At 70.0% G+C, this 23,678-nt stretch carries 23 protein-coding genes and 1 tRNA gene; 13 read left to right on the forward strand and 11 right to left on the reverse strand.

Going from position 1 to position 23,678, the window contains the following annotated elements:
• Window positions 1–9: 9 nt before the first annotated feature.
• The gene (locus ACIQM0_RS32305; protein ID WP_401293550.1) at window positions 10–1,449 is read left to right on the forward strand and encodes an amino acid permease; all 1,440 of its coding nucleotides are present in this window, start codon (window positions 10–12) and stop codon (window positions 1,447–1,449) included.
• A gap of 64 nt (window positions 1,450–1,513) precedes the next feature.
• Here the strand turns inward: ACIQM0_RS32305 and ACIQM0_RS32310 are convergent.
• Window positions 1,514–1,585: transfer RNA gene (locus tag ACIQM0_RS32310), tRNA-Cys, on the reverse strand.
• A 182-nt stretch (window positions 1,586–1,767) separates the two neighbouring features.
• Here ACIQM0_RS32310 and ACIQM0_RS32315 point away from each other — a divergent pair.
• From ACIQM0_RS32315 to ACIQM0_RS32330, 4 genes are all read left to right on the forward strand, one after another.
• Entirely contained in the window at window positions 1,768–3,246 is a 1,479-nt protein-coding gene (locus ACIQM0_RS32315) for an MFS transporter (RefSeq protein WP_401293552.1), read from the forward strand.
• A 41-nt stretch (window positions 3,247–3,287) separates the two neighbouring features.
• Window positions 3,288–3,488 carry a CopG family transcriptional regulator gene (locus tag ACIQM0_RS32320; RefSeq protein ID WP_401293555.1) on the forward strand — a complete coding sequence of 67 codons (201 nt, stop codon included), beginning with the start codon at window positions 3,288–3,290 and terminating at the stop codon, window positions 3,486–3,488.
• Window positions 3,485–3,874 carry a type II toxin-antitoxin system death-on-curing family toxin gene (locus ACIQM0_RS32325; protein WP_401293557.1) on the forward strand — a complete coding sequence of 130 codons (390 nt, stop codon included), beginning with the start codon at window positions 3,485–3,487 and terminating at the stop codon, window positions 3,872–3,874. The genes ACIQM0_RS32320 and ACIQM0_RS32325 overlap by 4 nt, the downstream gene beginning before the upstream one ends.
• 151 nt (window positions 3,875–4,025) lie before the next feature.
• A complete protein-coding gene (locus ACIQM0_RS32330; RefSeq protein ID WP_385037156.1) occupies window positions 4,026–5,807 on the forward strand; it encodes a DEAD/DEAH box helicase in 1,782 nt (593 codons plus the stop codon).
• Window positions 5,808–5,925: 118 nt separating this feature from the next.
• Here the strand turns inward: ACIQM0_RS32330 and ACIQM0_RS32335 are convergent, their stop codons facing one another.
• Window positions 5,926–6,477 carry a hypothetical protein gene (locus ACIQM0_RS32335; RefSeq protein ID WP_401293561.1) on the reverse strand — a complete coding sequence of 184 codons (552 nt, stop codon included), beginning with the start codon at window positions 6,475–6,477 and terminating at the stop codon, window positions 5,926–5,928.
• Window positions 6,478–6,752: 275 nt separating this feature from the next.
• On the opposite strand from ACIQM0_RS32335, the gene ACIQM0_RS32340 reads away from it, so the two are divergent.
• The 4 genes from ACIQM0_RS32340 (at window position 6,753) to ACIQM0_RS32355 (ending at window position 12,821) form a co-directional block, all read left to right on the forward strand.
• A complete protein-coding gene (locus tag ACIQM0_RS32340) occupies window positions 6,753–8,375 on the forward strand; it encodes a hypothetical protein (RefSeq protein WP_401293563.1) in 1,623 nt (540 codons plus the stop codon).
• Between the two features lie 149 nt (window positions 8,376–8,524).
• Window positions 8,525–10,543 carry a hypothetical protein gene (locus ACIQM0_RS32345; protein ID WP_401293565.1) on the forward strand — a complete coding sequence of 673 codons (2,019 nt, stop codon included), beginning with the start codon at window positions 8,525–8,527 and terminating at the stop codon, window positions 10,541–10,543.
• A 337-nt stretch (window positions 10,544–10,880) separates the two neighbouring features.
• Window positions 10,881–11,522 carry an IclR family transcriptional regulator gene (locus ACIQM0_RS32350; RefSeq protein WP_145763766.1) on the forward strand — a complete coding sequence of 214 codons (642 nt, stop codon included), beginning with the start codon at window positions 10,881–10,883 and terminating at the stop codon, window positions 11,520–11,522.
• 510 nt (window positions 11,523–12,032) lie between these two features.
• The gene (locus tag ACIQM0_RS32355) at window positions 12,033–12,821 is read left to right on the forward strand and encodes a S16 family serine protease (RefSeq protein ID WP_385040798.1); all 789 of its coding nucleotides are present in this window, start codon (window positions 12,033–12,035) and stop codon (window positions 12,819–12,821) included.
• Here ACIQM0_RS32355 and ACIQM0_RS32360 read toward each other — a convergent pair.
• The 8 genes from ACIQM0_RS32360 to ACIQM0_RS32395 form a co-directional block, all read right to left on the reverse strand.
• A complete protein-coding gene (locus tag ACIQM0_RS32360) occupies window positions 12,751–14,106 on the reverse strand; it encodes an MFS transporter (RefSeq protein ID WP_401293569.1) in 1,356 nt (451 codons plus the stop codon). The genes ACIQM0_RS32355 and ACIQM0_RS32360 overlap by 71 nt on opposite strands.
• A gap of 3 nt (window positions 14,107–14,109) precedes the next feature.
• The gene (locus tag ACIQM0_RS32365) at window positions 14,110–14,322 is read right to left on the reverse strand and encodes a hypothetical protein (RefSeq protein ID WP_401293572.1); all 213 of its coding nucleotides are present in this window, start codon (window positions 14,320–14,322) and stop codon (window positions 14,110–14,112) included.
• A gap of 15 nt (window positions 14,323–14,337) precedes the next feature.
• Window positions 14,338–14,964, reverse strand: a complete 627-nt coding sequence (locus ACIQM0_RS32370) for an ArsR/SmtB family transcription factor (RefSeq protein ID WP_401293575.1) — start codon at window positions 14,962–14,964, stop codon at window positions 14,338–14,340.
• 87 nt (window positions 14,965–15,051) lie between these two features.
• The gene (locus tag ACIQM0_RS32375) at window positions 15,052–16,077 is read right to left on the reverse strand and encodes a glycine betaine ABC transporter substrate-binding protein (RefSeq protein WP_401293577.1); all 1,026 of its coding nucleotides are present in this window, start codon (window positions 16,075–16,077) and stop codon (window positions 15,052–15,054) included.
• Window positions 16,077–16,958, reverse strand: a complete 882-nt coding sequence (locus ACIQM0_RS32380) for an ABC transporter permease (protein WP_401293579.1) — start codon at window positions 16,956–16,958, stop codon at window positions 16,077–16,079. The genes ACIQM0_RS32375 and ACIQM0_RS32380 overlap by 1 nt, the downstream gene beginning before the upstream one ends.
• A complete protein-coding gene (locus ACIQM0_RS32385; protein WP_401293582.1) occupies window positions 16,955–18,217 on the reverse strand; it encodes an ABC transporter ATP-binding protein in 1,263 nt (420 codons plus the stop codon). The genes ACIQM0_RS32380 and ACIQM0_RS32385 overlap by 4 nt, the downstream gene beginning before the upstream one ends.
• Entirely contained in the window at window positions 18,210–18,857 is a 648-nt protein-coding gene (locus ACIQM0_RS32390; protein ID WP_363030282.1) for an ABC transporter permease, read from the reverse strand. The genes ACIQM0_RS32385 and ACIQM0_RS32390 overlap by 8 nt, the downstream gene beginning before the upstream one ends.
• Window positions 18,858–18,873: 16 nt before the next feature.
• A complete protein-coding gene (locus ACIQM0_RS32395) occupies window positions 18,874–19,347 on the reverse strand; it encodes an Lrp/AsnC family transcriptional regulator (protein WP_362966574.1) in 474 nt (157 codons plus the stop codon).
• A 134-nt stretch (window positions 19,348–19,481) separates the two neighbouring features.
• Between ACIQM0_RS32395 and hppD the strand changes: the two genes are divergently transcribed.
• The 4 genes from hppD (at window position 19,482) to ACIQM0_RS32415 (ending at window position 22,553) form a co-directional block, all read left to right on the forward strand.
• On the forward strand, window positions 19,482–20,627 hold the full coding sequence (gene hppD, locus ACIQM0_RS32400) for a 4-hydroxyphenylpyruvate dioxygenase (protein WP_401293585.1): 1,146 nt from the start codon (window positions 19,482–19,484) through the stop codon (window positions 20,625–20,627).
• 138 nt (window positions 20,628–20,765) lie between these two features.
• A complete protein-coding gene (locus tag ACIQM0_RS32405) occupies window positions 20,766–21,344 on the forward strand; it encodes a carboxymuconolactone decarboxylase family protein (protein ID WP_401293587.1) in 579 nt (192 codons plus the stop codon).
• Window positions 21,341–22,210, forward strand: a complete 870-nt coding sequence (locus ACIQM0_RS32410; protein ID WP_401293590.1) for an RNA polymerase sigma-70 factor — start codon at window positions 21,341–21,343, stop codon at window positions 22,208–22,210. Before ACIQM0_RS32405 ends, ACIQM0_RS32410 begins: the two co-directional genes overlap by 4 nt.
• Before the next feature lie 97 nt (window positions 22,211–22,307).
• Entirely contained in the window at window positions 22,308–22,553 is a 246-nt protein-coding gene (locus tag ACIQM0_RS32415; RefSeq protein ID WP_401293593.1) for a DUF2283 domain-containing protein, read from the forward strand.
• A gap of 105 nt (window positions 22,554–22,658) precedes the next feature.
• On the opposite strand, the gene ACIQM0_RS32420 is transcribed toward ACIQM0_RS32415, so the two are convergent.
• The gene (locus ACIQM0_RS32420; RefSeq protein ID WP_306090471.1) at window positions 22,659–23,426 is read right to left on the reverse strand and encodes a hypothetical protein; all 768 of its coding nucleotides are present in this window, start codon (window positions 23,424–23,426) and stop codon (window positions 22,659–22,661) included.
• Window positions 23,427–23,678: the final 252 nt, after the last annotated feature.

Here is a 23,678-nt window from a genome sequence, read left to right on the forward strand (position 1 = left end):
GGAGCTGCCATGACTTCATCCCCACCGCAGAGAGAGCCGCAGAGCCCGCAACCGGAACTCAGCCGCTCCCTGCGCAACCGCCACATGTCGATGATCGCGATCGGCGGCGCGATCGGCGCCGGACTGTTCGTCGGCAGCGGCTCGGTGATCAAGACCGCCGGGCCCGCCGCGATCGTGTCCTACTGCCTGGCCGGCGCGCTGGTGCTGTGCACCATGCGGATGCTCGGCGAGATGGTCGTGGCGAAGCCGTCCGCGGGCTCCTTCGCCGACTACGCCCGCACCGCCATCGGGCCGTGGGCGGGCTTCACCATCGGATGGCTGTACTGGTACTACTACGTCATCATCGTGGCCGTGGAGGCCGTCGCGGGCGCGGCGATCCTGCACGCGTGGATCGACCTGCCGCTCTGGGTCCTGGCCATGGGCCTGATGGTCGTGATGACCGCGACCAACCTGCTCTCCGTGAAGTCGTTCGGCGAGTTCGAGTTCTGGTTCTCCTCCGTCAAGGTCGCCGCGATCGTGGCCTTCCTGATCGTCGGCGGCCTCTACGTCTTCGGCCTCTGGCCGGACTCGTCCTTCGACTTCTCCAACCTGACCGCGCACGGCGGCTTCACACCGAACGGCTTCACCGCGATCTTCTCCGCGATCGTCGTGGTCATCTTCGCCTTCGGCGGAGCCGAGATCGTCACCATCGCCGCCGCCGAGAGCAAGGAGCCCGAGCGCTCGGTGGCCCGCGCCACCACCGGGATCATCTGGCGGATCATCCTCTTCTACGTGGGCTCCATCGTCCTGGTGGTCACCATCGTGCCGTGGGACAGCGCCCAGGTCCTGGCCAGCCCCTACGTCGCGGCCTGGAAGATCATCGGGCTGCCGGGTGCGGGCGTCGTGATGGACATCGTGATCCTCACGGCCGTGCTGAGCGTGCTCAACTCCTCCGTCTACGTCTCCTCGCGGATGATGCGGGCGCTCGCCACCCATGGCGACGCCCCCACCTGGCTGGTGGCGACGAACAAGCGCCAGGTTCCGGTCCGCGCGATCCTGGCCGGCACCGTGGTCGGCTGGATCTCGGTGCTCCTGGCCTACCTGTCCCCGGACACCGTCTTCACCTACCTGGTGAACTCCTCCGGCGCGATCGCCATCTTCATGTACCTCATGATCGGCGTGTCCCAGCTGCGCATGCGCCGCCGGCTGGAGCGCGAGGAGCCCGAGCGGCTGACCCTGCGCATGTGGCTCTTCCCGTATCTCACCTGGGTGGTGATGGCCGGCTTCGCCGCGGTGCTGGTGGCCATGGCCGTCATCGCCGACCAGCGCACCCAACTGCTCACCAGCATCGGCAGCCTGGCCGTCGTTCTCGTCGCGTACGCGGTGCGCAAGGCGCGTGGCAGCCGTCCCGCGCCGGCCGTGACCGCCGGCGAGGGCGCCCCCGAGCCGGACTCGGTCTCCACCCGCTGACCCCCGCCGAACGCAGAGCGCCCGCCCCTCACGGATGAGGGGCGGGCGCTCTGCGTCTCCACCGAGGCCGTGACCGGAATCGAACCGGTGTAACTCGAGTTGCAGTCGAGCCCCTAAGCCTCTCGGGCACACGGCCGTGCGTTGTTCTGTTCCCGACCGTATGCCCCGGGGGCCCCGGCGCCAAGGGTGCGGACGGCCCCGCAACGCGACCGCCACACGCCGTTCATGCCCGACCGGCCGGTCCTACGACCAAGGGACGAGAACGGGAGCGACCCAGGACAGGGGCCACGGTGGCTTTTGCCCCTTACTCTAGGGTTCATGACCGCCCTGGAACCGCGTGACGCCGAGGTCTCGGCCCGCACCGAAGAGACCGATGACCTGCACGAGACCGTCGTCGCCGCAGCACCGGAAGGGGTGCTCGGGCGGACCTATCGGGCGCTCAGCATCGGCATCATCTCCGTCGTGTTCCTGATCGCCTTCGAGGCGACCGCGGTCGGGACCGCGATGCCGGTCGCCGCCCGCGAGCTGCACGGCGTCCCGCTCTACGCGTTCGCGTTCTCCGCGTACTTCACCACCAGCCTCTTCGCCATGGTGCTCTCCGGCCAGTGGGCCGACCGGCGCGGGCCGCTGGGGCCGCTCGCCGCCGGGATCACCGCCTTCGGGGTGGGCCTGCTGCTGTCCGGGACCGCGGGCACCATGTGGATGTTCATCGCGGGGCGGGCCGTGCAGGGGCTCGGCGGCGGACTGGTGATCGTCGCGCTGTACGTGGTGGTCAGCCGGGCCTACCCGGATCCGCTGCGCCCGGCGATCATGGCCGGGTTCGCCGCGAGCTGGGTGATCCCCTCCGTCGTCGGCCCGCTGGCCTCCGGGAGCGTGACCGAGCACCTGGGCTGGCGCTGGGTCTTCGTCGGCATTCCGGTCCTGGTGATCTTCCCGCTGGCGCTCGCGCTGCCCGCGATCCGGCGGATGGCGTCCGGGCCCGCCGATCCGGCGGCGCCCGTCGATCCGTTCGACCGCCGGCGCATCGTGCTCGCGCTGGGCATCTCGCTGGGCGCGGGGCTGCTCCAGTACGCCGGGCAGGAGCGGAACTGGTTCTCGCTGCTGCCGGCCGCCGCCGGGATCGCGCTGCTCGTCCCCGCGGTCCGCGGACTGCTGCCCCCGGGCACCGGCCGGGCGGCGCGCGGGCTGCCCTCTGTGGTGCTGCTGCGCGGGGTGGCGGCCGGGTCGTTCATCGCCGCCGAGTCGTTCGTGCCCCTGATGCTGGTCACCCAGCGCGGCCTGTCCCCCACGATGGCCGGTCTGTCGCTCGCGGCCGGCGGCGGGACCTGGGCGCTGGGTTCGTTCCTGCAGTCCCGGCGACGTCTGGAGCCGCACCGCGAACGGCTGATGGTGGGCGGCATGGTGCTGGTCGCCCTGGCGATCGCGGCCGCGCCCACCGTGCTGATCGACGGGGTGCCGGTCTGGACGGTCGCCGTGGCCTGGGCGGTCGGCTGCCTCGGCATGGGCACGGTGATCGCGTCGACGAGCGTGCTGCTGCTGAAGCTGTCCGCGCCGGAGGAGGCGGGGGCGAACTCCGCGGCCCTGCAGATCTCCGACGGGCTCTCCAACGCCCTGCTGCTGGCCGCGGGCGGCGCGGCGTTCGGCGCGCTCGGCGGGGGAGCGGTGGGGGCCGTGCACGAGGCCGTGGAGGCGGGGTCCTCCGGCTCGCATCCGGGGGCGTTCACGGTGGTGTTCCTGCCGATGGCGGGGGTCGCGCTGGTGGGGGCGTGGGTGGCGACGCGGGTGCGCGAGCGGTGAGTGGTACCGATCTGGCCCCATGTGGCTGGTGCCGTTTTGGTATGGCCATGAACCCGCGTCTTCGTGACGACCAGACCGAAGCCCTCAAGCAGCGCGCCGAGCAGGAGGGCACGAGTATGCACTCCATATTGCTCCAGGCCGTGGACGACTATCTGGCCCGGACCGCCCAGCAGGCCATCGTCCGCAAGACGGCGAAGGAGCAGGCGGCCAAGTGGCGCGAGCTCATGGAGCGGCTCAAGTGAGCTGTGTCTACCTGTCCTCCGAAGACATCCTCGTCATCGCCGAGCACGCCTGCCCCGATATGCGGATCGTGGTCCGCGACGCCGGACTCCTCGAATCGGCCGCCCACCGGCCGTCCGCGGCCATGTTCGGTGAGCAGGCGTATCCGGATGTCGTGGACAAGGCGGCCGCACTGCTCCAGTCCCTGGCGATCAACCGTCCGCTCTTCGACGGCAACAAGCGCACCGCCTGGCTGTCGTGCGTGGCCTTCCTCGCGATGAACGGCGTCGATCTTCGCCCCGATACCGACGCGGCGGAACGCCTGGTCATCGCGGTCGCCACAGGCGAAATGGACGAGGTGAAGGTCATCTCCCAGGGGCTGCGCGACCTGGTCACCGACCACATGTGAGAGCCGTCGCAATTCGCCCCTGGGTGGCGGAGTCCAGGGTGGATCGCACTCCGCCCCCCGGTAGGGTGGCCCGGTTGTCGTATCGCGTGCGTGCCCGTCCCGGCCCGTGCGGACAGCGCCCCACGTACCCGAGAGACCCGAACCGGAGACCGTGACTACTACCGCCTCCCACCACCTCTCACCCGCCTTTCCCGGCCGCGCCCCCTGGGGCACGGCCGGGAAGCTGCGAGCCTGGCAGCAGGGCGCCATGGAGAGGTACATCCAGGAGCAGCCGCGCGACTTCCTCGCGGTCGCGACCCCCGGCGCCGGCAAGACCACCTTCGCGCTGACCCTCGCGTCATGGCTGCTGCACCACCACGTCGTCCAGCAGATCACCGTCGTGGCGCCGACCGAGCACCTCAAGAAGCAGTGGGCGGAGGCCGCCGCCCGGATAGGGATCAAGCTCGACCCGGACTACAGCGCCGGCCCCGTGAGCAAGGACTACCACGGGGTCGCGGTCACGTACGCGGGTGTCGGGGTCCGCCCGATGCTGCACCGCAACCGGTGCGAGCAGCGCAAGACCCTGGTGATCCTCGACGAGATCCACCACGCCGGTGACTCGAAGTCCTGGGGCGAGGCGTGCCAGGAGGCGTTCGACCCGGCGACCCGCCGGCTCTCGCTCACCGGTACGCCGTTCCGCTCAGACACCAACCCGATCCCCTTCGTCGTGTACGAGGAGGGGAACGACGGGATCCGGCGCTCCTCGGCCGACTACACCTACGGCTACGGCAACGCGCTCGCCGACGGCGTCGTCCGCCCGGTGATCTTCCTCAGCTACAGCGGCAACATGCGCTGGCGCACCAAGGCCGGTGACGAGATCGCCGCCCGGCTCGGCGAGCCGATGACCAAGGACGCCATCGGGCAGGCCTGGCGCACCGCGCTGGCACCCACCGGCGACTGGATCCCCAATGTGCTCAGCGCCGCCGACAAGCGGCTGACCGAGGTCCGCAAGGGCATTCCCGACGCGGGCGGCCTGGTCATCGCGACCGACCAGGAGTCCGCCCGCGAGTACGCCAAGATCCTCAAGAAGGTCACCGGCGAGAAGGCCACCGTCGTCCTGTCCGACGAGAAGGCCGCGTCGAAGAGGATCGACCAGTTCACCGACGACGGATCGCGCTGGATGGTCGCCGTCCGCATGGTGTCGGAGGGCGTAGACGTGCCGCGCCTCGCGGTCGGTGTGTACGCCACCACCATCTCGACGCCGCTCTTCTTCGCCCAGGCCGTCGGCCGCTTCGTGCGCTCCCGCAGGCGCGGCGAGACCGCCTCGGTCTTCGTACCGACGATCCCGATGCTCCTCGACTTCGCCAACGAGATGGAGGTCGAACGGGACCACGTCCTCGACAAGCCCAAGAAGGGCAGCGACGAGGAGAACCCGTTCGCCGAGGAGGACAAGCTCCTCGCCGACGCGGAGAAGCTGGAGGACGAGGAGACCGAGGAGCAGCTGCCCTTCGAGGCCCTCGAATCCGACGCGGTCTTCGACCGGGTGCTGTACGACGGTGCCGAGTTCGGCATGCAGGCGCACCCGGGCAGCGAGGAAGAGCAGGACTACCTCGGGATCCCGGGGCTGCTCGAACCCGACCAGGTGCAGCTGCTCCTCCAGAAGCGGCAGACCCGGCAGATCGCGCACAGCCGCCAGAAGCCGGCCTCCGAGGCCGATCTGCTGGAGAAGCCGGCCGGTGACCGGCCGGTGGTCACGCACAAGCAGCTGCTGGGGCTGCGCAAGCAGCTGAACACCATGGTGTCGGCCTACACGCACCAGAGCGGCAAGCCGCACGGCGTCATCCACACCGAGCTGCGGCGGGTGTGCGGCGGGCCGCCGAGCGCGGAGGCCACGGCCGGGCAGATCGAGCAGCGGATCAAGAAGGTCCAGGAGTGGGCCACCCGTATGACGTGAGCCCACCGGAGCACGCGGGCACCGGCCCGGGGTACAGGACAGCCGTCCTCGCCCCGGGCCGGTGTCATGAGCGGGCCGGCGTCATGGAGCTGAGGCCGGTGTCATGAGAGGGCCGCCGCTACCAGACGAACGCGGCGGACTGGTTGGTCGTGGCCACGCACGGCACGGTGGCCGAGGTCGGGGACGAGGCCACGATCCGCAGCGACCAGTTGGAGGTCGTCGGGGGAGTGGGCAGCACCACGGAGTTGGTGCTGTCGCCGGCCGCGAGTGTGCCGGAGCTGAGCTTCAGCGGGCCGAGGGTGATCGGGTTGCCGCCGCTCAGACCGGGGTTGGCCTTCGCGGAGAACTGGACCTGACTGGTGACGCCGCCCGAGGTCTTGGAGAGGGTCAGCGTCGTGGTGATGCTGTTCGGGTCGGCGCTCGTGCCGGCCGGCATGGTGATCGCCGTGGAGGTGATCTTGATGGTCTTGTTCGTGCCCGAGTCGGCGGCGGTCAGGGTGGCGAGACCGCTGCCCCAGGAGCCGCAGTTGTAGTTTGCCGTCGCGCTGAGCGGGACCACGGCAGAGGCCGTCGGGGACGACAGCGCGAGCAGTGCGCCGACGGAACACGCCGCGCCCAGCACCAGCGGCAGACGTCTTCGGCTCGGGGTGTGGCCTGAGGAGATTGACATGACGGGTGGAACTCCTTCCGGTTTGAATTCCGCAGATTCGCTGGAGCTGCACCAGCCTGCGGATCTGCGTGCCGGGCCCGGCATGTCGGGTGCAGTGAAACGGTGATCTTCGAAGATGTCAACAGATGCGTAGGAAACGCGTGCTGAAATGCTTTTCGGGCATTTCAGAAAGGATCAATTCGGTCTCTCTTGACTTCTCTGCACGTGACCTCCTCAATATGCGCAATCAATGGGCCATGAAAGGGTGTCAGGTGATCCGACGACGAAGACCCGGGGTGACCGGTCTGCTCGCAGCCTGCTTCGTACTGTCGCTGGGCTGCGTCGGGGCTGCCGCGCCGCTTCCCCCGTACCACGCCACGGCGGCCGCGGCCGGTACGGTCACCCCGACCGTCCACTGCACCCTGCCCGCGGGCCAGGGAGAGGCGACCGGGCCGCAGAAGATGACCGTCGAGCTGTCGCCCGCGGTCGTCGCCCCGGGCGGCAAGGTGCACGCCGAGGTGACGCTCGGGGCGTCCCCCGCCACCAGCGCCATCGCCCTGGAAGACGTGCCGACCATCCCCAGCCTCGACCTCGCGATGTCCGGCGGGGCCACCGGCACCGTCACCGTGCGGGGCGCCGAGTTCACCATGGACGTCCCGGCCGGGAAACCCATCGAGATCCCCACGTACGAGGGCGACTTCCTGGTCCCGGCGGACGCCTCCGGTGAGATCTCGCTCGCGCCGGTCCGCACCCTGACCCAGACCAAGGTGCTCGGATCGGTCTTCGAGACACCGTGCGACGTCGTCGGCGACGTGGGCAGCGTCGGCACCGTCACGGCGGAGGGTTCCGCTTCCGAGCCCGCCACCCTGAAGGCCCCCGCCGATCCGGTGCGCCCGAACACCGCGGTCAAGCTGCGCGGTTCGCAGTGGACGCCGGGCGGCACCCCCGTACCGTCGCTCTGCTCGGTGGGCGGTGGCGGCTGCGACCCGCTGAAGTTCGCCTCGCACACCCTGCGGATCGACTCCTACGGCACGCTCACCGGAACCGCGACCCTCGGCGAGGCCGGCGCGGTGCCCGACGGCAGTTACGAGGTGAAGGTCAACGACGGCACGAAGGAGGCCACCGCACCCCTCACCGTCAAGGCCGTCGCCGCCGGCAACCGGGAGATATCGCTGTCCGCCGACAGCGGGCCGGTCGGCAGCGTCGTCACCGTCAGCGGGCGGAACTACAACCCGGACCGCTGGATCAACATCATCGGCCTCGACGCCGCGGGCGGCGGGCTCGACGACAGCGCGGTCTACGTCAAGAGCGGTGCGGACGGCACCTTCGCCGTCGAGTTCACCGTCATCTCCGACGCCGTCGTCGCCGTCCAGGCCGACGAGGGCAACGACCCGGCGACCGTACGCACGGCGCCGTTCACCGTCACCACCGAGGGCGGCGGCGGGGGCGGCGGCGAGAGCGAGCAGCGGCTGACCACCGAGGTCAGGGCCGGGACGCTGTCCATGACCCAGGCCGGTGACACCGTCGACTTCGGCACCACGGTGCTGGGCACGGACACCGGTGTGCAGAAGGCCCGGCTCAACCGGGTCGAGGTGGAGGACGCCCGCGGCGTCAACAGCGGATGGTCGCTGACCGCCACCCTCACCGGATTCAGGAGCGCCGACGGGAACACCATCCCGGCCGACGCCGTGCGGTGGACCCCGGCCTGCACCGCGCAGCCGGGGAGCGTGGGGGCGCCGGTCGCCGGATCGCCCGCCGCGCTCGGGAGTGAGGCGGCGAGCCTCTGCCGGATGAATCCGGACGGATCACGTCCGTTCACCGGCGGCCGGTTCGACGCCGACGCCGGCCTCGCGCTCACCGTTCCCGAATTCACCAGGCCCGGAGATTACAGCGCCACCCTGACACTGACCCTGCTGTAACGGGGTCGCCGGGGAAAGCCCTTCCGGACGCCCGTCTGCTCCCTACGGCAATGGAGCGGACGGGCGTTTCCCATTCCGTGTCCGGATCAACCGCGTTCGGATCACTCGTATTCGGATCATTCGCATTCCGCTTCCTTTGGAGGAGCCGTATGTTCGCGCATCGCAGACCCGCCGGCCCGAGAGGGCCGGGTGGCTCGGCACTACGCCGCGCCGTCGCCCTCGGAGCCACCACCCTGCTCGTCTGGACCGGCGGATCCGCCGTCCTGGCACCCCTCGCACACGCCGGCACGGTCACCCCGACCGTCCACTGCACGCTGCCGGCCGGCCAGGGCGAGGCGACCGGGCCGCAGCAGATGAACGTCGAACTCACGCCCGACGTCGTCGACCCGGGCGGCAAGGTCCACGCGAAGGTGACGCTCGGCCCGTCCCCCGCCACCAGCGGGCTCAGCCTCAGCGACGTGCCCACCACCCCGAGCCTCGACCTCGCGATGTCCGGCGGCGCCACCGGCACGGTGACCGTCACCGGACCCCAGGTCTCCCTGGACGTCCCGTCCGGGAAGCCGATCGAAATCCCGCCGTACGAAGGGGACTTCATCATTCCCGCCAACGCGAGCGGGCCGATCTCCTTCACCCCGCTGCGCAATCTGACCCGGACGAAGGTGCTCGGCTCCAACTACGAGACACCGTGCGTCGTGACCGCCGGCGGCGGGTCCATCGGCACCGTCACCGCCGAGGGCAGCGCCGGGCAGCCGGCCACGCTGATCGCCCCCACCGCCCCGGTCCGGCCGTCCACCGCGATCACCCTGGCGGGCAGCCGGTGGACACCGTCCGCCAGCCCCGTACCCTCGCTCTGCGCGGCGGACGGCGGCGGCTGCGACCCCGCCAAGTTCGCCTCCTCCACCCTCGCGATCAACGGCTCCGGGCAGCTGACCGGCAACGCGGTGCTCGCCGAGGCGGGCGCCGTACCGGACGGCTCGTACCTCGTGAAGGTCGGCGACGGTACGAAGGAGGCGACCGCACCCCTGACCGTCCGGGCCTTCGTCCCCGCCGGGCCCCGGGCGATCGCACTGTCCCGTGGCAGCGGGCCGGTCGGCAGCGTCATCACCGTCACCGGGAGCAACTACTTCCAGGACCGGTGGATCAACACCGTCGCCCTCGACGCGAGCGGGGCGACCCTCGACGACACCGCCGTCTACGTGAAGAGCGGGTCCGACGGGAAGTTCCGCGTCGAACTCACCGTCTCCGACCCGGCGATCGCCGCGATCCAGGTCGACGAGGCCAACGACCCGGCGACCGTGCTGACCACGCCGTTCACCGTGACCGAGGCCACCGCGACACTCTCGGCGGGCACGGCCAAGGTCAAACCGGGCGGGTCCATCGGCGTCTCCGGTGACGGCTGGCCGTCCGGCGCCACCCCGGCCGCCGCGCTGTGCGCCGCCGACGGCAGCGGCTGCGACGCGGCCCGCATCAGCGGCTCCACCCTCAAGATCGCCGCGAACGGCGCCCTCACGGGCACGGTCACCGTGGCCGGCTCCACCCCCCGCTCCGTGTACGCGCTCCGCGTCACCGCGGGCAGCTCACAGGCCCTCACCCAGCTGACCGTCTCCCCGACCTTCGTCGTCCTCACCCCGGCGGCCGGGCCGAAGGGCACCGCGGTCACCGTCCTCGGACAGGGCTTCGCCAAGGTGGCGACCGTGTCGATCGTCGGGCTGCGGGCGGACGGCTCACAGACCTCCGACTCGGTGCGGACCAAGGTGGTCGGCCTCGACGGGGCGTTCTCGCAGACCTTCACCGTCAACGCGGCCGACACCGTCGCGCTCCGGGTCCGGGAGGTCCTCGTCAACCCGCGCACCGAGACGGCCGCCTTCACCGTCCAGGACGGCACGGTCCCGGCCGGGGCGTCCTTCGCACTCTCACCGCCCGAGGGGCCGGTCGGCACGGTGGTCCAGGTGACCGGCCGCGGCTTCGCGCCCGTCGCCACGGTCTCCGTGACCGGACGCACCGCGGACGGGAAGCAGACCGCCGACTCCTACGTCACCCGGATCATCGGACTCGACGGCACCTTCGCCCTCAACTTCACCGTCCGGGACCCGGCGACCAAGTCGATCCGGGCCTGCGAAGTACTGGTGAACGGAAAAACTGTCCAGCAATTGTTCACAGTGAGTTAACGCCGGTTCACCTCCGGTCTACGGAGTGTCGCGAGGGAGTCGGCCGACATGGACGCGCGTAGATGTGCGCCGTGCGGCCGACGCCCCGCTGACCGGCACTTATGCTCGTCCGGCACAAGCGCTTTTCCGCAGGCGCCCGGATTCTGGACGAGGTCTTCCGCTGAGCGGACTGGCTCGCTACTGTCCCAAAAATGTGAACGCCCCGTGGCAACGCCGCCGCGGAGCGCAGCCGGTGCCTTGGCCAGGCCGGCGGCCTCTCCGTGCGTCGCCGCTGGGACCGGTGACGCACAATCCGTGGGAACCAGCCGCCGCCGCTCACCAAAGAGGAGAGGGCGTCGTGACCGCGGAGACCTCGCAGACGCTCGACCGAGGACTGCGTGTCCTCAAGCTGCTTGCCGACACCGACCACGGACTGACGGTCACCGAGTTGTCCAACAAACTCGGTGTCAACCGCACAGTGGTCTACCGTCTGCTCGCGACCCTGGAACAACACACCCTGATCCGGCGCGACTTGGGTGGTCGGGCCAGAGTCGGCCTGGGCGTGCTGCGCCTGGGCCGTCAGGTGCACCCGCTCGTCCGGGAGGCCGCGCTGCCCGCGCTGCGCTCCCTGGCCGAGGACATCGGGGCCACGGCCCACCTCACGCTCGTCGACGGCACGGACGCGCTGGCGGTCGCGGTCGTCGAACCGACCTGGACGGACTACCACGTGGCGTACCGGGCCGGCTTCCGCCACCCGCTCGACCGGGGCGCCGCGGGCCGGGCGATCCTCGCCGCACGGCTGAAGCCGGTGGGCGAGACCGCGTTCACCCTCACCCACGGCGAACTCGAAGCCGGGGCGAGCGGGGCGGCGGCCGCGCTGATGGGGGTGACGGGAGTCGAGGGAAGCGTGGGCGTGGTGATGCTCGCGGACGCGGTCCCGGAGCGGGTCGGCCCCCGGGTCGTGGACGCGGCCCGCGAGGTCGCGGACGCGCTTCGCTAGCGCGGGGTTCCTTGGTGCGGGTTTTTGTCCTCAATCGCCGGACGGGCTGGTTGGTGCGGGTGCCCCCGCGGGGTGCGCTTTCCCGGTGGGTGGGGGTTCGGTGCCCCTCCGGGGCGTCTCCTCGGACGACGAACGTTCGGCGGGTACGCGGACGAGCCCGGGTCTGTGTTCGTCGTCCTGCGGGGACTCCCCTGCACGGCCCCGAACCCGGCCGTCCCACGTCTGCGACAGTCGCAAAACCGGCGTCCAGACGCGGACGATGCAGGGGTGGGGACGTGCAGGGGAGTCCCCGCAGGAAATGGCGTACGACCCGGGTCCCCCGCGTACCCGGGTGAACACGCCATTTCCGAGGAGACGCCCCGGAGGGGCACCACCCCCCACCCACCGGGAAAGCGCCCCCTGCGGGGGCACCCGCACAAAATCAAGCCCGTCCGGCGATTGAGGACAAAACCCCCACCCCAGGAACCCCGCACCGCCCCCCACACAGGCGGGGCCGGTTAGATTGGGCGGGTGCTCACACGTCTCTCGCGCCCGCGCACCCTCGCCCTCTGCGCCCTCCCCGTGCTCGCCCTCTTCGGCGTGGCCGCCTTCGCGCCGCTGCCGTTCACGCTGGCGCAGCCCGGTACGACGGCGAATGTGCTCGGGGACGACCACGGCACACCGGTGATCACCATCGAGGGCACCCCCACCCGGCCCACCAAGGGCCAGCTGCGGATGACGACGATCGTGGCGACCGGGCCCGACGCCGATGTCGGGATCGGTGACGTGATCGACAGCTGGTTCCGTACGGACCGGGCGGTCATGCCCCGCGACTCCGTCTACCCGACCGGCGGCTCCGAGAAGCAGATCGAGAAGCACAACCTCGACGACATGGTGAAGTCGCAGGACTCGGCGGTGGACGCCGCCCTGAACTACCTCGGCAGGAAGCCGGGCTCGGTCGACGTCACCCTGCACCTCGCCGACGTGGGCGGCCCCAGCGCCGGCCTGTTCTTCGCGCTCGGCATCGTCGACAAGCTCGACGGCGACGGCTCCGGGGGCGACCTCACCGGCGGCCGCACCATCGCCGGTACCGGCACCATCCAGGCGGACGGCAAGGTCGGCGCGGTCGGCGGTGTCTCGCTGAAGACGCAGGCGGCCCGCCGGGACGGGGCGAGCGTCTTCCTCGTACCTAAGGCCGAGTGCAAGGAGGCGCACGCCGAGCTTCCCGACGGGCTCCGGCTGATCCCGGTCACGACCCTGAAGGGCGCGGTCTCCTCGCTGCGGGCGCTGGATCACGGGGGCAAGGTCCCGAGCTGCTGACGGGCCGCTGCGCAGGGCCCGAGGGCTCATCCGGACCGGGGCCCGGCTCGTCGTCCATCGTCCGCCAGGCCGGGAAGACCAGCGGGCTCAGCGTCGCGAGCAGGTAGACCCCGCCCATCGCCAGCAGCGCCCCCGGGGCGCCCACGCTCTCCACCAGCAGCCCGGCCGCCAGCCCGCCCACCGGCATGGCCAGCTCGCACCCCGCGGTGATCGCCCCGGAGACCCGGCTGCGCAGCGCGTCGGGGACGCTCCCGTAGATCACCGTCGCCAGGATCGGGTTCAGGACGCCGCCCGCGACCCCGCTCAGCAGCATCGTCGCGGCCAGTGGCAGTGTCGTCCCGGTCAGCGCCGCGACCAGGAACCTCGGCGCCCCGCACAGGATCACGCAGACGCTGAACACGGCCCGCCGCGAGTAGCGGTGCCCCACCGCCCCGTACAGCAGCGCCCCGGTCAGGGCGCCCGCCCCGAACAGCGCGGTGAGCAGCCCGAGATCCCGCGCCCCGCCCAGCTCGGCCGACGCGTGCACCGGCAGCAGCACGGCGTTCCAGCCCTGGTCGGTGCCGTTCATGAACAGGACCATCACGACGACGCCCAGCAGCAGCCGGTTGCCGAGCAAGTAGGCGTATCCCTCGCGCAGTTCACGCTTGTAGGTGGGCAGGGAGATCGGTACCGCGGCCGTGACGGGCTCGGCCGCGCGCACGCCCCGCAGGCCTGCGGCGATGAGCGCCGCCGAGGTGAGGAAGGTCGCCGCGTCCAGCAGCAGCACGGTCTCCGCGCCGACCAGTGCGATCAGTACCCCGGCCAGCGCCGCCCCGACCATCCTGGCCCCGCGCGAGACGGCGTCGAAGAGGCTGGCGGCGCGGGGGAGTGTGGTGCCGGCGTGTTCGGCGAGGTCGGGGACCAGGACGTAGCGCGCGGTGTTGCCGGGCGTGTGGAACAGCCCGTTGACGGCCATCAGGAGGCAGAGCATCCAGAAGGCGAGTGCGTCGGCGTAGTGCAGCAACGGGATCGCGGCGACGGCGAGTCCGCACACCGTGTCGGAGGCGACGGAGACCCGGCGCCGGCCGATCCGGTCGATGACGGGCCCGCCGACCAGTGCGGAGACGACGATGGGGAGGGTCGCGCAGAAGGCGACGACCCCGGCCCGGCCGGCGCTGCCGGTGGTCTCCAGGACGAACCACGGAACGCCGATCAGGGTGAGTGAAGTACCGGCTGTCGATATGGAGTTGGCGGCCAGTACGGCGATGAGCGGTCTCCGGTCCGGCGTGTTCTTCCCCCCGCCCACGGGCTAGGCCGGTCGAGGGGCGCCGGACGGCACGGCGGACCGGTCCGGTAGCACTCGCAGGCCCAGCTCGACCATGGTCCAGCCCAGCCGGGTCCGGATATCCGTTCGCGGGGCGCGGGTGGCGGCGGGGGAGTGGGCGAGGCGGAAGTCGTCGGCGTGGCGCCGCAGTTCGGCGGAGCGGATGTCGTGGAGCTGAAGGTGCGTCTCGGGATGCATGGCGTGGTGGTCCCTTCAGTCGGTGGGGCGGGGGAAGACGTGGAGGTGGGTGCGGACCAGGGCGGAGCCCTCGGTGCCCTCCGGGATCCGGCCCCGGTAGCTCTCGATGAGGTCGTGGACCTTCTGCGACAGTTCCAGGGAGAGTTCGGGCGTGAGGCGCACCTTGAAGTCGCTGAGGTCGGAGGAGCGAAGCCACGCCTCGGGCCATTCGTGAATGGTCCCGAGCCAGGTGTTCAGCTCCTGGGTGTGCAGAGTGGCGATCTCGTGCAGCACGACCCCCATGGCGCCGCGGATCTCCGGGTCCGGGTCGCGGAGGAAGTCCGCGGTGCTGTCGAAGGCCGTGCCCAGGTGGACCGCCTTCCACCACCGCTCGCGGCCCTTGCCGCGCTCCGGGTCGTCCTCCACGAAGCCGTACGAGGCGAGCTGTCGCAGGTGGTAGCTGGTGGCGCCGCTCGACTCGCCGAGCCGGTCCGCGAGGCCGGACGCGGTGGCCGGCCCGAACTCCCGGAGGGTGTTCATCAGCCGCAGCCGCAGCGGGTGGGCCAGCCCGCGCAGGGTGCGGGCGTTCACCATGTGGATGTTCGGCGCGTCTGCCGGCGTGCTGTCCGGGCTGTCGTCCGGGCCGGCCTCGTTCTCTGCCATGCCAGAACCATAGACTTACAAAGAACCCTTTGCAACACGTTCTTTGCATCATTTTCTTTGGAACTCCGGCCGGGCCCCGCCGCCCCCTCACCCCACCTTGATGAACCCCTCGGCCACCAGCCATTCCTTCGCCACCTCGTGCGGGTCGTCCCCGTCGACGTCCACCTTGGCGTTCAGCGTCTGCGCGACCTCCGTGGTCAGCCGGGCGCTGAGCGGGTCCAACAGGGCGGCGATCACCGGGTACTTGTCGAAGGTCGGGGTGTGGATGACGGGCGCGGCGTTGTAGTTGGGGAAGAAGTGCTTGTTGTCCTCCAGCACGTCGAGCTTCATCGCCTTGATCCGGCCGTCGGTGGTGAACACCTCACCCAGCAGGCAGGAGTTGGACTTGGACACCTGGGTGTAGACGATCCCGGCGTCCATCTTCTTGATGTTGCCGGCCGGGACCGACATCCCGTACGCCTTCTCCATGCCCGGCAGCCCGTCGTTGCGGGAGGCGAACTCGTTCTCCACGCAGATCGTCACCGCCGAGGGATTCTTCTTCGACAGCGCGGCGACGTCGGAGAGCGTCTTCAGGTGGTACTTCGCGTTGTTCTTCTTGCTGATGGCGAGCGCGTACGTGTTGTTGAGGGTGGACTGCGGCAGCCAGGTCACCCCGTTCTTCCGGTCCGCGTCGCGCACCGCCTCCCACTGCTTCAGCGGGTTGGTGATCGGCTTCGAATGCCCCAGATACGTGATCCAGGCGGTACCCGTGTACTCGTACATCGCATCGGCGTCGCCCTGGATGATCGCCTCGCGCGCACTGATCGACCCGGGCAGGTTCGTCCGGTCGAGCACCTCCGCCCCGGCGGCCTTGAAGATCAGGCCGATCATCTGGCCCAGGATGATGTTCTCGCTGAAGTTCTTCGAGGTGACGGTCAGCGAGGCCCCCTTCAGCGGCTCGCCCTTCCCCACGGACCCCGGCGTCACGTCGTCGGCCATCGGCGACCCGCTCTTCAGGCCGCACCCGGAGAGCACCAGTGCCAGCGCCACCGCGCCCACCAGCCCGGTCCGCAGCCCGCCGGCCCGTACCGCGGCCCGCACCCCGTGCCTCGTACGCTTCCCCACCGGGCCCATCACCCCACCTCCAGTCCGCGCGGCGTCAGCGCCACCTCGACCAGCGAGGCCAGCCAGTCCACCAGCAGCGCCAGCACCACCGTCAGTACGGAACCCAGCACCAGCACCGGCATCCGCTGGGTCTGGATGCCCGAGGTGATCAGGTCCCCGAGCCCGCCGCCGCCCCCGAACGTGGCCAGGGTCGCCGTGCCCACGTTGAGCACCAGCGCGGTCCGTACCCCGGCCAGGATCAGCGGCACCGCGAGCGGCAGTTCGACCTTGGTGAGCGTCCCCATCGACGACATCCCGATCCCGCGCGAGGCCTCCACCAGGGTCGGCTCGATCGCCTTCAGGCCGGCGACCGTGTTGGAGAGCACCGGCAGCACCGCGTAGATCACCATGCCCGTGATCGCGGTCGACGGGCCGATGCCCAGCCAGATCACCAGCAGCGCCAGCAGACCGATCGCCGGGGTCGCCTGCCCGATGTTGGCGATGGCCGTGACCGCCGGGGCCCCCTTGCTCAGCCCCCGCCGGGTCAGCGCGATGCCCAGCGGAATGGCGATGATCAGCACCCAGAAGGTGGAAATGGCGGTCAGCCTGACGTGCTGCCACCAGCGCAGCTGGACCGTGTCGCCCGCGAGGGAGTTCTGCGCGATCGTGTCGAGGTGGATGGTGTTGATCCACACGTACGTGAGGACCAGGACCACGGCGAGCACCGCCGGCGTCACCACCAGCTTGCGCCAGGTGATCCGGCGGGCCGGCCGGGCCGGGGGAGGCGACGGCTCCTCCTCCTCGTCACGGAAGGCGTGCCCCTTGACGTCGTGCTCGCCCGGCGGGCGGTCCCGGCCGGACGCGGGGACCGGACCGGTGGGACGGGAGCCGGACGGAGAGCTGGGAGTCATGCGTCCGCACCGCCCTCCAGCTCCTGCACGGTCTGATGGGTGCGCAGCTCATGGAGTTCGTGCTCGTGCTCGATGGCGGTGAGCCGGTCGGCCTCCAGCAGTTCGTGCACGGAGTTCATCAGGGTGTGCATGTCGACGACCCCGATGAACTCGCCGCGCCGCCCGGTCACCGCGACCCGCCCGCCGCTGTCGATCAGCACCGCCTCCAGCGCGTCGTGCAGCGTCGCGTCCCTGGTCACCGTGTCGTGCACCAGCTGCCCGGCCCGCGCCAGCGAACCGCGGGCCCGCATCAGGTCACCGCGCCGCAGCCACTTGTAGGGGCGGCTGCGGCGGTCCAGCATCAGCAGCTCGTTGTGCGGGCCGCTGCGCAGCTTGTTGAAGATCGACTGGAGCGGGTCGTCGACCGTCACCGTCGGGAACTCGGCGATCTCCACGTCCCGCACCCGGGTGAGGTTGAGCCGCTTCAGCGCCGCACCGGCTCCGACGAAACCCGACACGAAGTCGTCCGTCGGGTTGGTCAGGATGGCCTCCGGGGTGTCGAACTGCGCGATGTGCGAGCGCTCGCGCAGCACGGCGATCCGGTCGCCCAGCTTGATGGCCTCGTCGAAGTCGTGGGTGACGAAGACGATCGTCTTGTGCAGTTCGTGCTGGAGCCGGATCAGCTCGTCCTGGAGGTGGTCGCGGGTGATCGGGTCGACCGCGCCGAACGGCTCGTCCATCAGGAGCACCGGCGGATCGGCGGCCAGCGCCCGCGCCACGCCCACCCGCTGCTGCTGACCGCCGGAGAGGCCGCGCGGATAGCGGCCGTGGTACTCACGCGGGTCGAGCCCGACCAGGTCGAGCATCTCCTCGACCCGGTCCTTCACCTTCGTCTTCGACCAGCCGATCATCTTGGGGACCAGCGCGATGTTCTCCGCGACCGTCATGTGCGGGAAGAGCCCGGACGACTGGATCGCGTACCCGATCTTCCGGCGCAGCTTCACCGGGTCCATGTCGGTGACGTCCTCGTCGCCGATCCTGATGCGGCCGGAGGTCGGCTCGATCAGCCGGTTGATCATCTTCAGGGTGGTCGACTTCCCGCAGCCGGACGGGCCGACGAGGATCACGGTCTCGCCGGCCTTGATGTCCATCGAGACGTTGTCCACGGCCGGGTTCGGGTTGCCCGGGTAGAGCTTGGTCAGGTTCTCCAGCTGGATGGTGGCACCGGAGGTGGCGTTCACGGCGGGTTTCTGTCCGGCTTCCGCCGCGGTCTCAGACACGGATGCCCCTCGGGATGGTGAGCCGCCCCAGCAGTACGTACGCGGCGTCGAAGAGCAGGGCGAGTACGACGATGCCGAGCGTGCCCGCGAGCACCTGATTGATCGCGTTGGCACTGCCCAGCGAGGCGATACCGCGGAAGATCTCGTTGCCGAGCCCCGGCCCGGAGGCGTACGCGGCGATGGCGGCGATGCCCATCAGCATCTGGGTGGAGACCCGGATGCCGGTGAGGATGGGCGGCCAGGCGAGCGGCAGTTCCACCTTGCGGAGCCGGGCCATGCGCGACATGCCGATGCCCTTCGCCGCGTCCACGAGCGCCGGATCGACGCCGCGCAGGCCGACGATGGAGTTACGGACGATGGGCAGCAGCCCGTACAGCGTCAGGGTGATCACGGTCGGCGCCACACCGAGTCCGACCAGCGGGATCAGCAGACCGATCGCGGCCAGGGACGGAATGGTCAGGACCGCCGCCGTCGAGGTGATCGCCAGCGAGCCGCCCCAGCCGCTGCGATAGCTGACGACGCCGATCAGGACACCCAGCACCGTCGCGATGACCATGCACTGGAACACGGCGCTGACGTGCTGGAACGCGTCGGTGAGCAGCTGCTGGTGCCGATTGCCCAGATACTCCCAGAAGCTCAACTCGGCACTCCTCGGCTCAGTCGGTGTCCCGTGCCGCCTGCTCGACGAGCGGGATGATGCGCAGGGGTACGGGGTTCTCCATGACGATGGCCGTGGAGGCCCGGACAATGCCATCAAATCCGACAACCAGGTCGATCACCCGTTGGAGATCCGCGTTGGAACGGGCCACGAGCCGGCAGAACATGTCGCCCTGCCCGGTAGTGGTGTGCAGTTCAAGCACTTCCGGTACGCCGCCCAAGTGCGCCCGCACGTCGGCTCCTTGGCCCTGTTTGATCTCCAGCGTCGCGAAAGCGGTGACCGGGTAACCGAGGGCCGCCGGATCCACGTCCGGGCCGAATCCGCGAATTACGCCATTCGACTGCAGGCGGTCCAGCCTCGCCTGCACGGTCCCGCGCGCCACGCCGAGCCGGCGCGAGGCCTCCAGCACACCGATCCTGGGCTCACGCGCCAGCAGCACGATGAGCCGCCCGTCCAGATGGTCGATCGCCACGGTCCGCCTCCGGGTAGTCCCTGTGATGGTCAGCATGTACAGATAGCCCGCTCATCATGGGCATGCACTGCACAGACTGCCCAGCGATTCCGCGAACTGTTGCGCACCTTGCAAAGCGGCGAGAACCTTCGGACATGACTGAGACGACGCACAGCATCCCCGACAGTGCACGGCAGGCCGACCCCTTCCCGGTCAAGGGAATGGACGCCGTCGTCTTCGCCGTCGGTAACGCCAAGCAGGCGGCGCACTACTACTCGACCGCCTTCGGCATGAAGCTGGTCGCCTACTCCGGACCGGAGAACGGCAGCCGCGAGACGGCCAGTTACGTCCTGACCAACGGCTCCGCCCGCTTCGTCCTCACCTCCGTCATCAAGCCGGCCACGGATCACGGCCGCTTCCTCGCCGACCACGTCGCCGAGCACGGCGACGGCGTCGTCGACCTGGCCATCGAGGTCCCGGACGCACGCGCCGCGTACGCCTACGCGGTCGAGCACGGCGCCCTCGGCCTCACCGAGCCCCACGAGGTGAAGGACGAGCACGGCACCGTCGTCCTGGCCGCCATCGCCACGTACGGCAAGACCCGCCACACCCTCGTCGAGCGCACCGGCTACGACGGCCCCTACCTCCCCGGCTACACCGCGGCCGCGCCGATCGTCGAGACGCCCGCCAAGCGGACCTTCCAGGCCATCGACCACTGCGTCGGCAACGTCGAGCTCGGCCGGATGAACGAATGGGTCGGCTTCTACAACAAGGTCATGGGCTTCACCAACATGAAGGAGTTCGTGGGCGACGACATCGCCACCGAGTACTCCGCCCTCATGTCCAAGGTGGTCGCGGACGGCACCCTGAAGGTCAAGTTCCCGATCAACGAGCCGGCCGTCGCCAAGAAGAAGTCCCAGATCGACGAGTACCTGGAGTTCTACGGCAGCGCCGGCGTCCAGCACATCGCGCTCGCCACGAACGACATCGTCGCCTCGGTGCGCGCGATGCGCGCGGCGGGCGTCCAGTTCCTGGACACGCCGGACTCGTACTACGACACGCTGGGCGAGTGGGCGGGCGAGACCCGGGTGCCGGTGGAGACGCTGCGCGAGCAGAAGATCCTCGTGGACCGCGACGAGGACGGCTACCTGCTCCAGATCTTCACCAAGCCGGTCCAGGACCGGCCGACGGTGTTCTTCGAGATGATCGAGCGCCACGGCTCGATGGGCTTCGGCAAGGGCAACTTCAAGGCCCTGTTCGAGGCGATCGAGCGCGAGCAGGAGCGCCGCGGCAACCTCTGAGCGGTGCGGTCGTGACCGTGACGGGCGGGCCGGATCTTCCGGCCCGCCCGTCACGGTCGTCGTGGCTGTCACATCGGCGGGCCCGGCGGTGTCTTCATGCCGAACAGCCGGACAGGCGAATCGACTGAGGAGAACACCATGGCGCCCCGCGTTCCGAAGGCCGAGCTCAGCACCGAGATGAGCGAGAACATGATCAAGCAGCTCGGCGTCGTGGCCGAGCCCGTCGAAGTGGTGTGGCACCACCCCGAGGTCGCCCTGTCCAACCTGGAGTTCTCGGCCCGGCTGGGCGAGTGGAACGCGGCCGACGCGAGCCTCAAGTCGTACGCGCACATGGCCGTCGCGTCGCAGGTCGGCTGCGCCTGGTGCCTCGACGTCGGCTACTTCCAGGCACAGAACCAGAACCTGGACCTGACCAAGGCGAGCCAGGTGCCGCGCTGGCGGGAGTCGGAGGTGTTCACACCGCTGGAGCGGGACGTCCTGGAGTACGCCGAGGCCATGACGAACACGCCCCCGACCGTCACCGACGAACTGCACGCGGGCCTGCTCGACCGGCTCGGCGCGGCGGCGATGGTCGAGCTCACCGCGTACATCGCCTTCGTGAACATGGCGACCAGGAACAACAACGCGCACGGGATCTCGTCGCAGGGCCTCTCCGACGCCTGCGAGATCCCCCTCGCCGCGCGCCCCCAGGACTCCGGTACGGCGTCGGCGGCATGACGGTGGAGGACCCGTTCGTCACCCATCGCGGCCTCCTGTTCACCGTCGCCTACGAGATGCTCGGATCGGCGGCCGACGCGGAGGACGTGCTGCAGGAGTCCTGGCTGCGGTGGGCCGATGTCGACCGGACACAGGTGCGCGAGCCGCGTGCGTACCTCGTCCGGACCGTCACCAGACAAGCGCTCAACCGCCTGCGAGCCCTGTCGCGCAGCCGTGAGGACTACGTGGGCGAGTGGCTGCCGGAACCGCTGCTGACCAGCCCGGATGTCGCCGAGGACGTCGAACTCGCCGAGAGCGTCTCGATCGCGATGCTGACCGTCCTCGAAACGCTCGGGCCGACCGAGCGCGCGGTGTTCGTGCTCCGCGAGGTCTTCGAGCTGCCGTACGGCGAGATCTCCGAGGCCATCGGGAAGTCCGCGGCCGCTGTGCGGCAGATCGCGCGCCGGGCCCGCGAGCACGTCGCGGCCCGCCGGCCGCGGGTGCGGGTGGGCCGGTCGGAGCAGCAGGCCGTGGTGGACCGGTTCCTGCTCGCGCTGCGGACGGGGCAGTTGCAGGAGCTGCTGGAGGTGATGGCGCCGGACGTGGTCATGATCGCCGACGGCGGCGGGATCGTGCCGGCCGTACTGGCTCCGATCCACGGGGCCGACGCGGTGGCGCGGCTGCTCGCGACCGCGAACCGGAAGGTGGCCGTGCTCAGGACGACGACCGTGTCACTCAACGGCGCCCCCGCGGGCCGGATCGAGTTCGACGGCGAACCCTCCGCGGTGAGCCTCGTGGTGGAGGACGGGCGGATCACCCGGATCTACGTGGTGCGGAACCCGCGGAAGCTGACGCGGCTCGACGAACTGGCCGACATCAGCAGGTGAGCGTGCTGCTGGTGCGGCAGCTCCTGCGCGAACTCCGTTGCGGAACGCCCCATATCAGCGACACTGCCATCAACGACAGCGAGGGAGCCCGCTTACCGTGGCAGACGTCAGAATCACCTACGACAAGAGCGTGGACGCGGCGTACGTATGCCTCACTGAACCGCAGGCCCGCGTGAAGGCGGCGCGCATGTATCCCTGCGATCCGGTGGACGTCGACGGCATGATCAACCTGGACTTCGACGAGCAGGGCCGCCTCATCGGCATCGAGGTGTTGGCGGCCAGTTCAAAACTGCCCGAGTACCTGCTCCGGTCCGCGGAGCGGCTGGATACCGACGGTGCGTGAGGCGGCCGAGCGCCGCGCCTTGCGTCCGAGAGCCCCTTCCGCACGGCGGATCGGACCCTGTCTGTCGTCAAACCCTGTCAGCAATCACCATCGGGTCCTGACCTTTCAGGTCAGGCGGGTGCGAGCGTGGCTGTCGCGGTCGAAGGCGAGCCGGAACTGTGGGAAGCGTGCCCTCTTCGGATCCAGCAGATCGATCAGGGTGACCAACTGCTTCTGCAGATCCTGCAGACGGGTGACGGCCGGGGCGGTGTCCGCGGCGAGCCGGTCCATGTCCGCCAGCAGGACGGAGAACCACTCGGCGAAGCCGTTGTCGTGCTCCAGCTTCGCGCAGAACTCCGCGTAACCCAGACAGCGGCGCCGACCCGGCTCACCCTCGGGGTGGATCATCAGTTCGCCGATGGCTCGCTGCTGGACGCGGAACAGGCGCAGCTCATTGCTCACCGGGTCGATCCTGGCCAGACTTGCGCCGATCCGTGAGATCTGCAGCATGATCTGTGTGTTGACGCGGCTTCTGCCGAGGTCGAGGAACTGGATGTCGCGGCGCAGGATCTCCACCCAGCCCAGGTATTCGGCGAGTACGAAGACCGTGCTGCGTCGTACGAACTCGGCCTCGCGGTCGGTGCCCCGTGTGAGGAAGGAGGTCATGAAGCCGACGCCGCGCGAGGGGTCCTGGTCGACGACGTGACCGTGCAGGATGTTGTAAAGCCTGGTCTGCAGATCGAACGTGGCCCACGCCAGGGACGCCCCGTACCGGTCCATGTAGTTGCGTTGCTCCCATGACCGCAGGCGGCGTTGCTGCCAGTAGCTGAAGAGCGCGGCGACAGCCGCACCGCAAACGGCGACGATCGCCGAGACCAAGGACAACGAGTCCATACATTCCCCCCCGGGGCACGGTGTCATCGTGCGCCGCCAGGCTATGGGACAACCCTGTCCCCTTCGAGGGCGGGACCGAGCAGTCGTCAAACTTCAGTGGCAAACGGTCAAGGTCGGCTGTCACAGGCCAATTGTGTGGGTTCATTGAGCGCGTCGGCGGCTGACCGCTCTCATCCAATCGAGTCGTTTACTCAGCGAACCCAGTCGTTTGGCCTTCCGTCTCAGTGAACCTAGGCGCGTAGGTGATCGCGC

It is taken from the genome of Streptomyces sp. NPDC091387 (assembly GCF_044756945.1).
Taxonomy (GTDB): Bacteria; Actinomycetota; Actinomycetes; order Streptomycetales; family Streptomycetaceae; genus Streptomyces.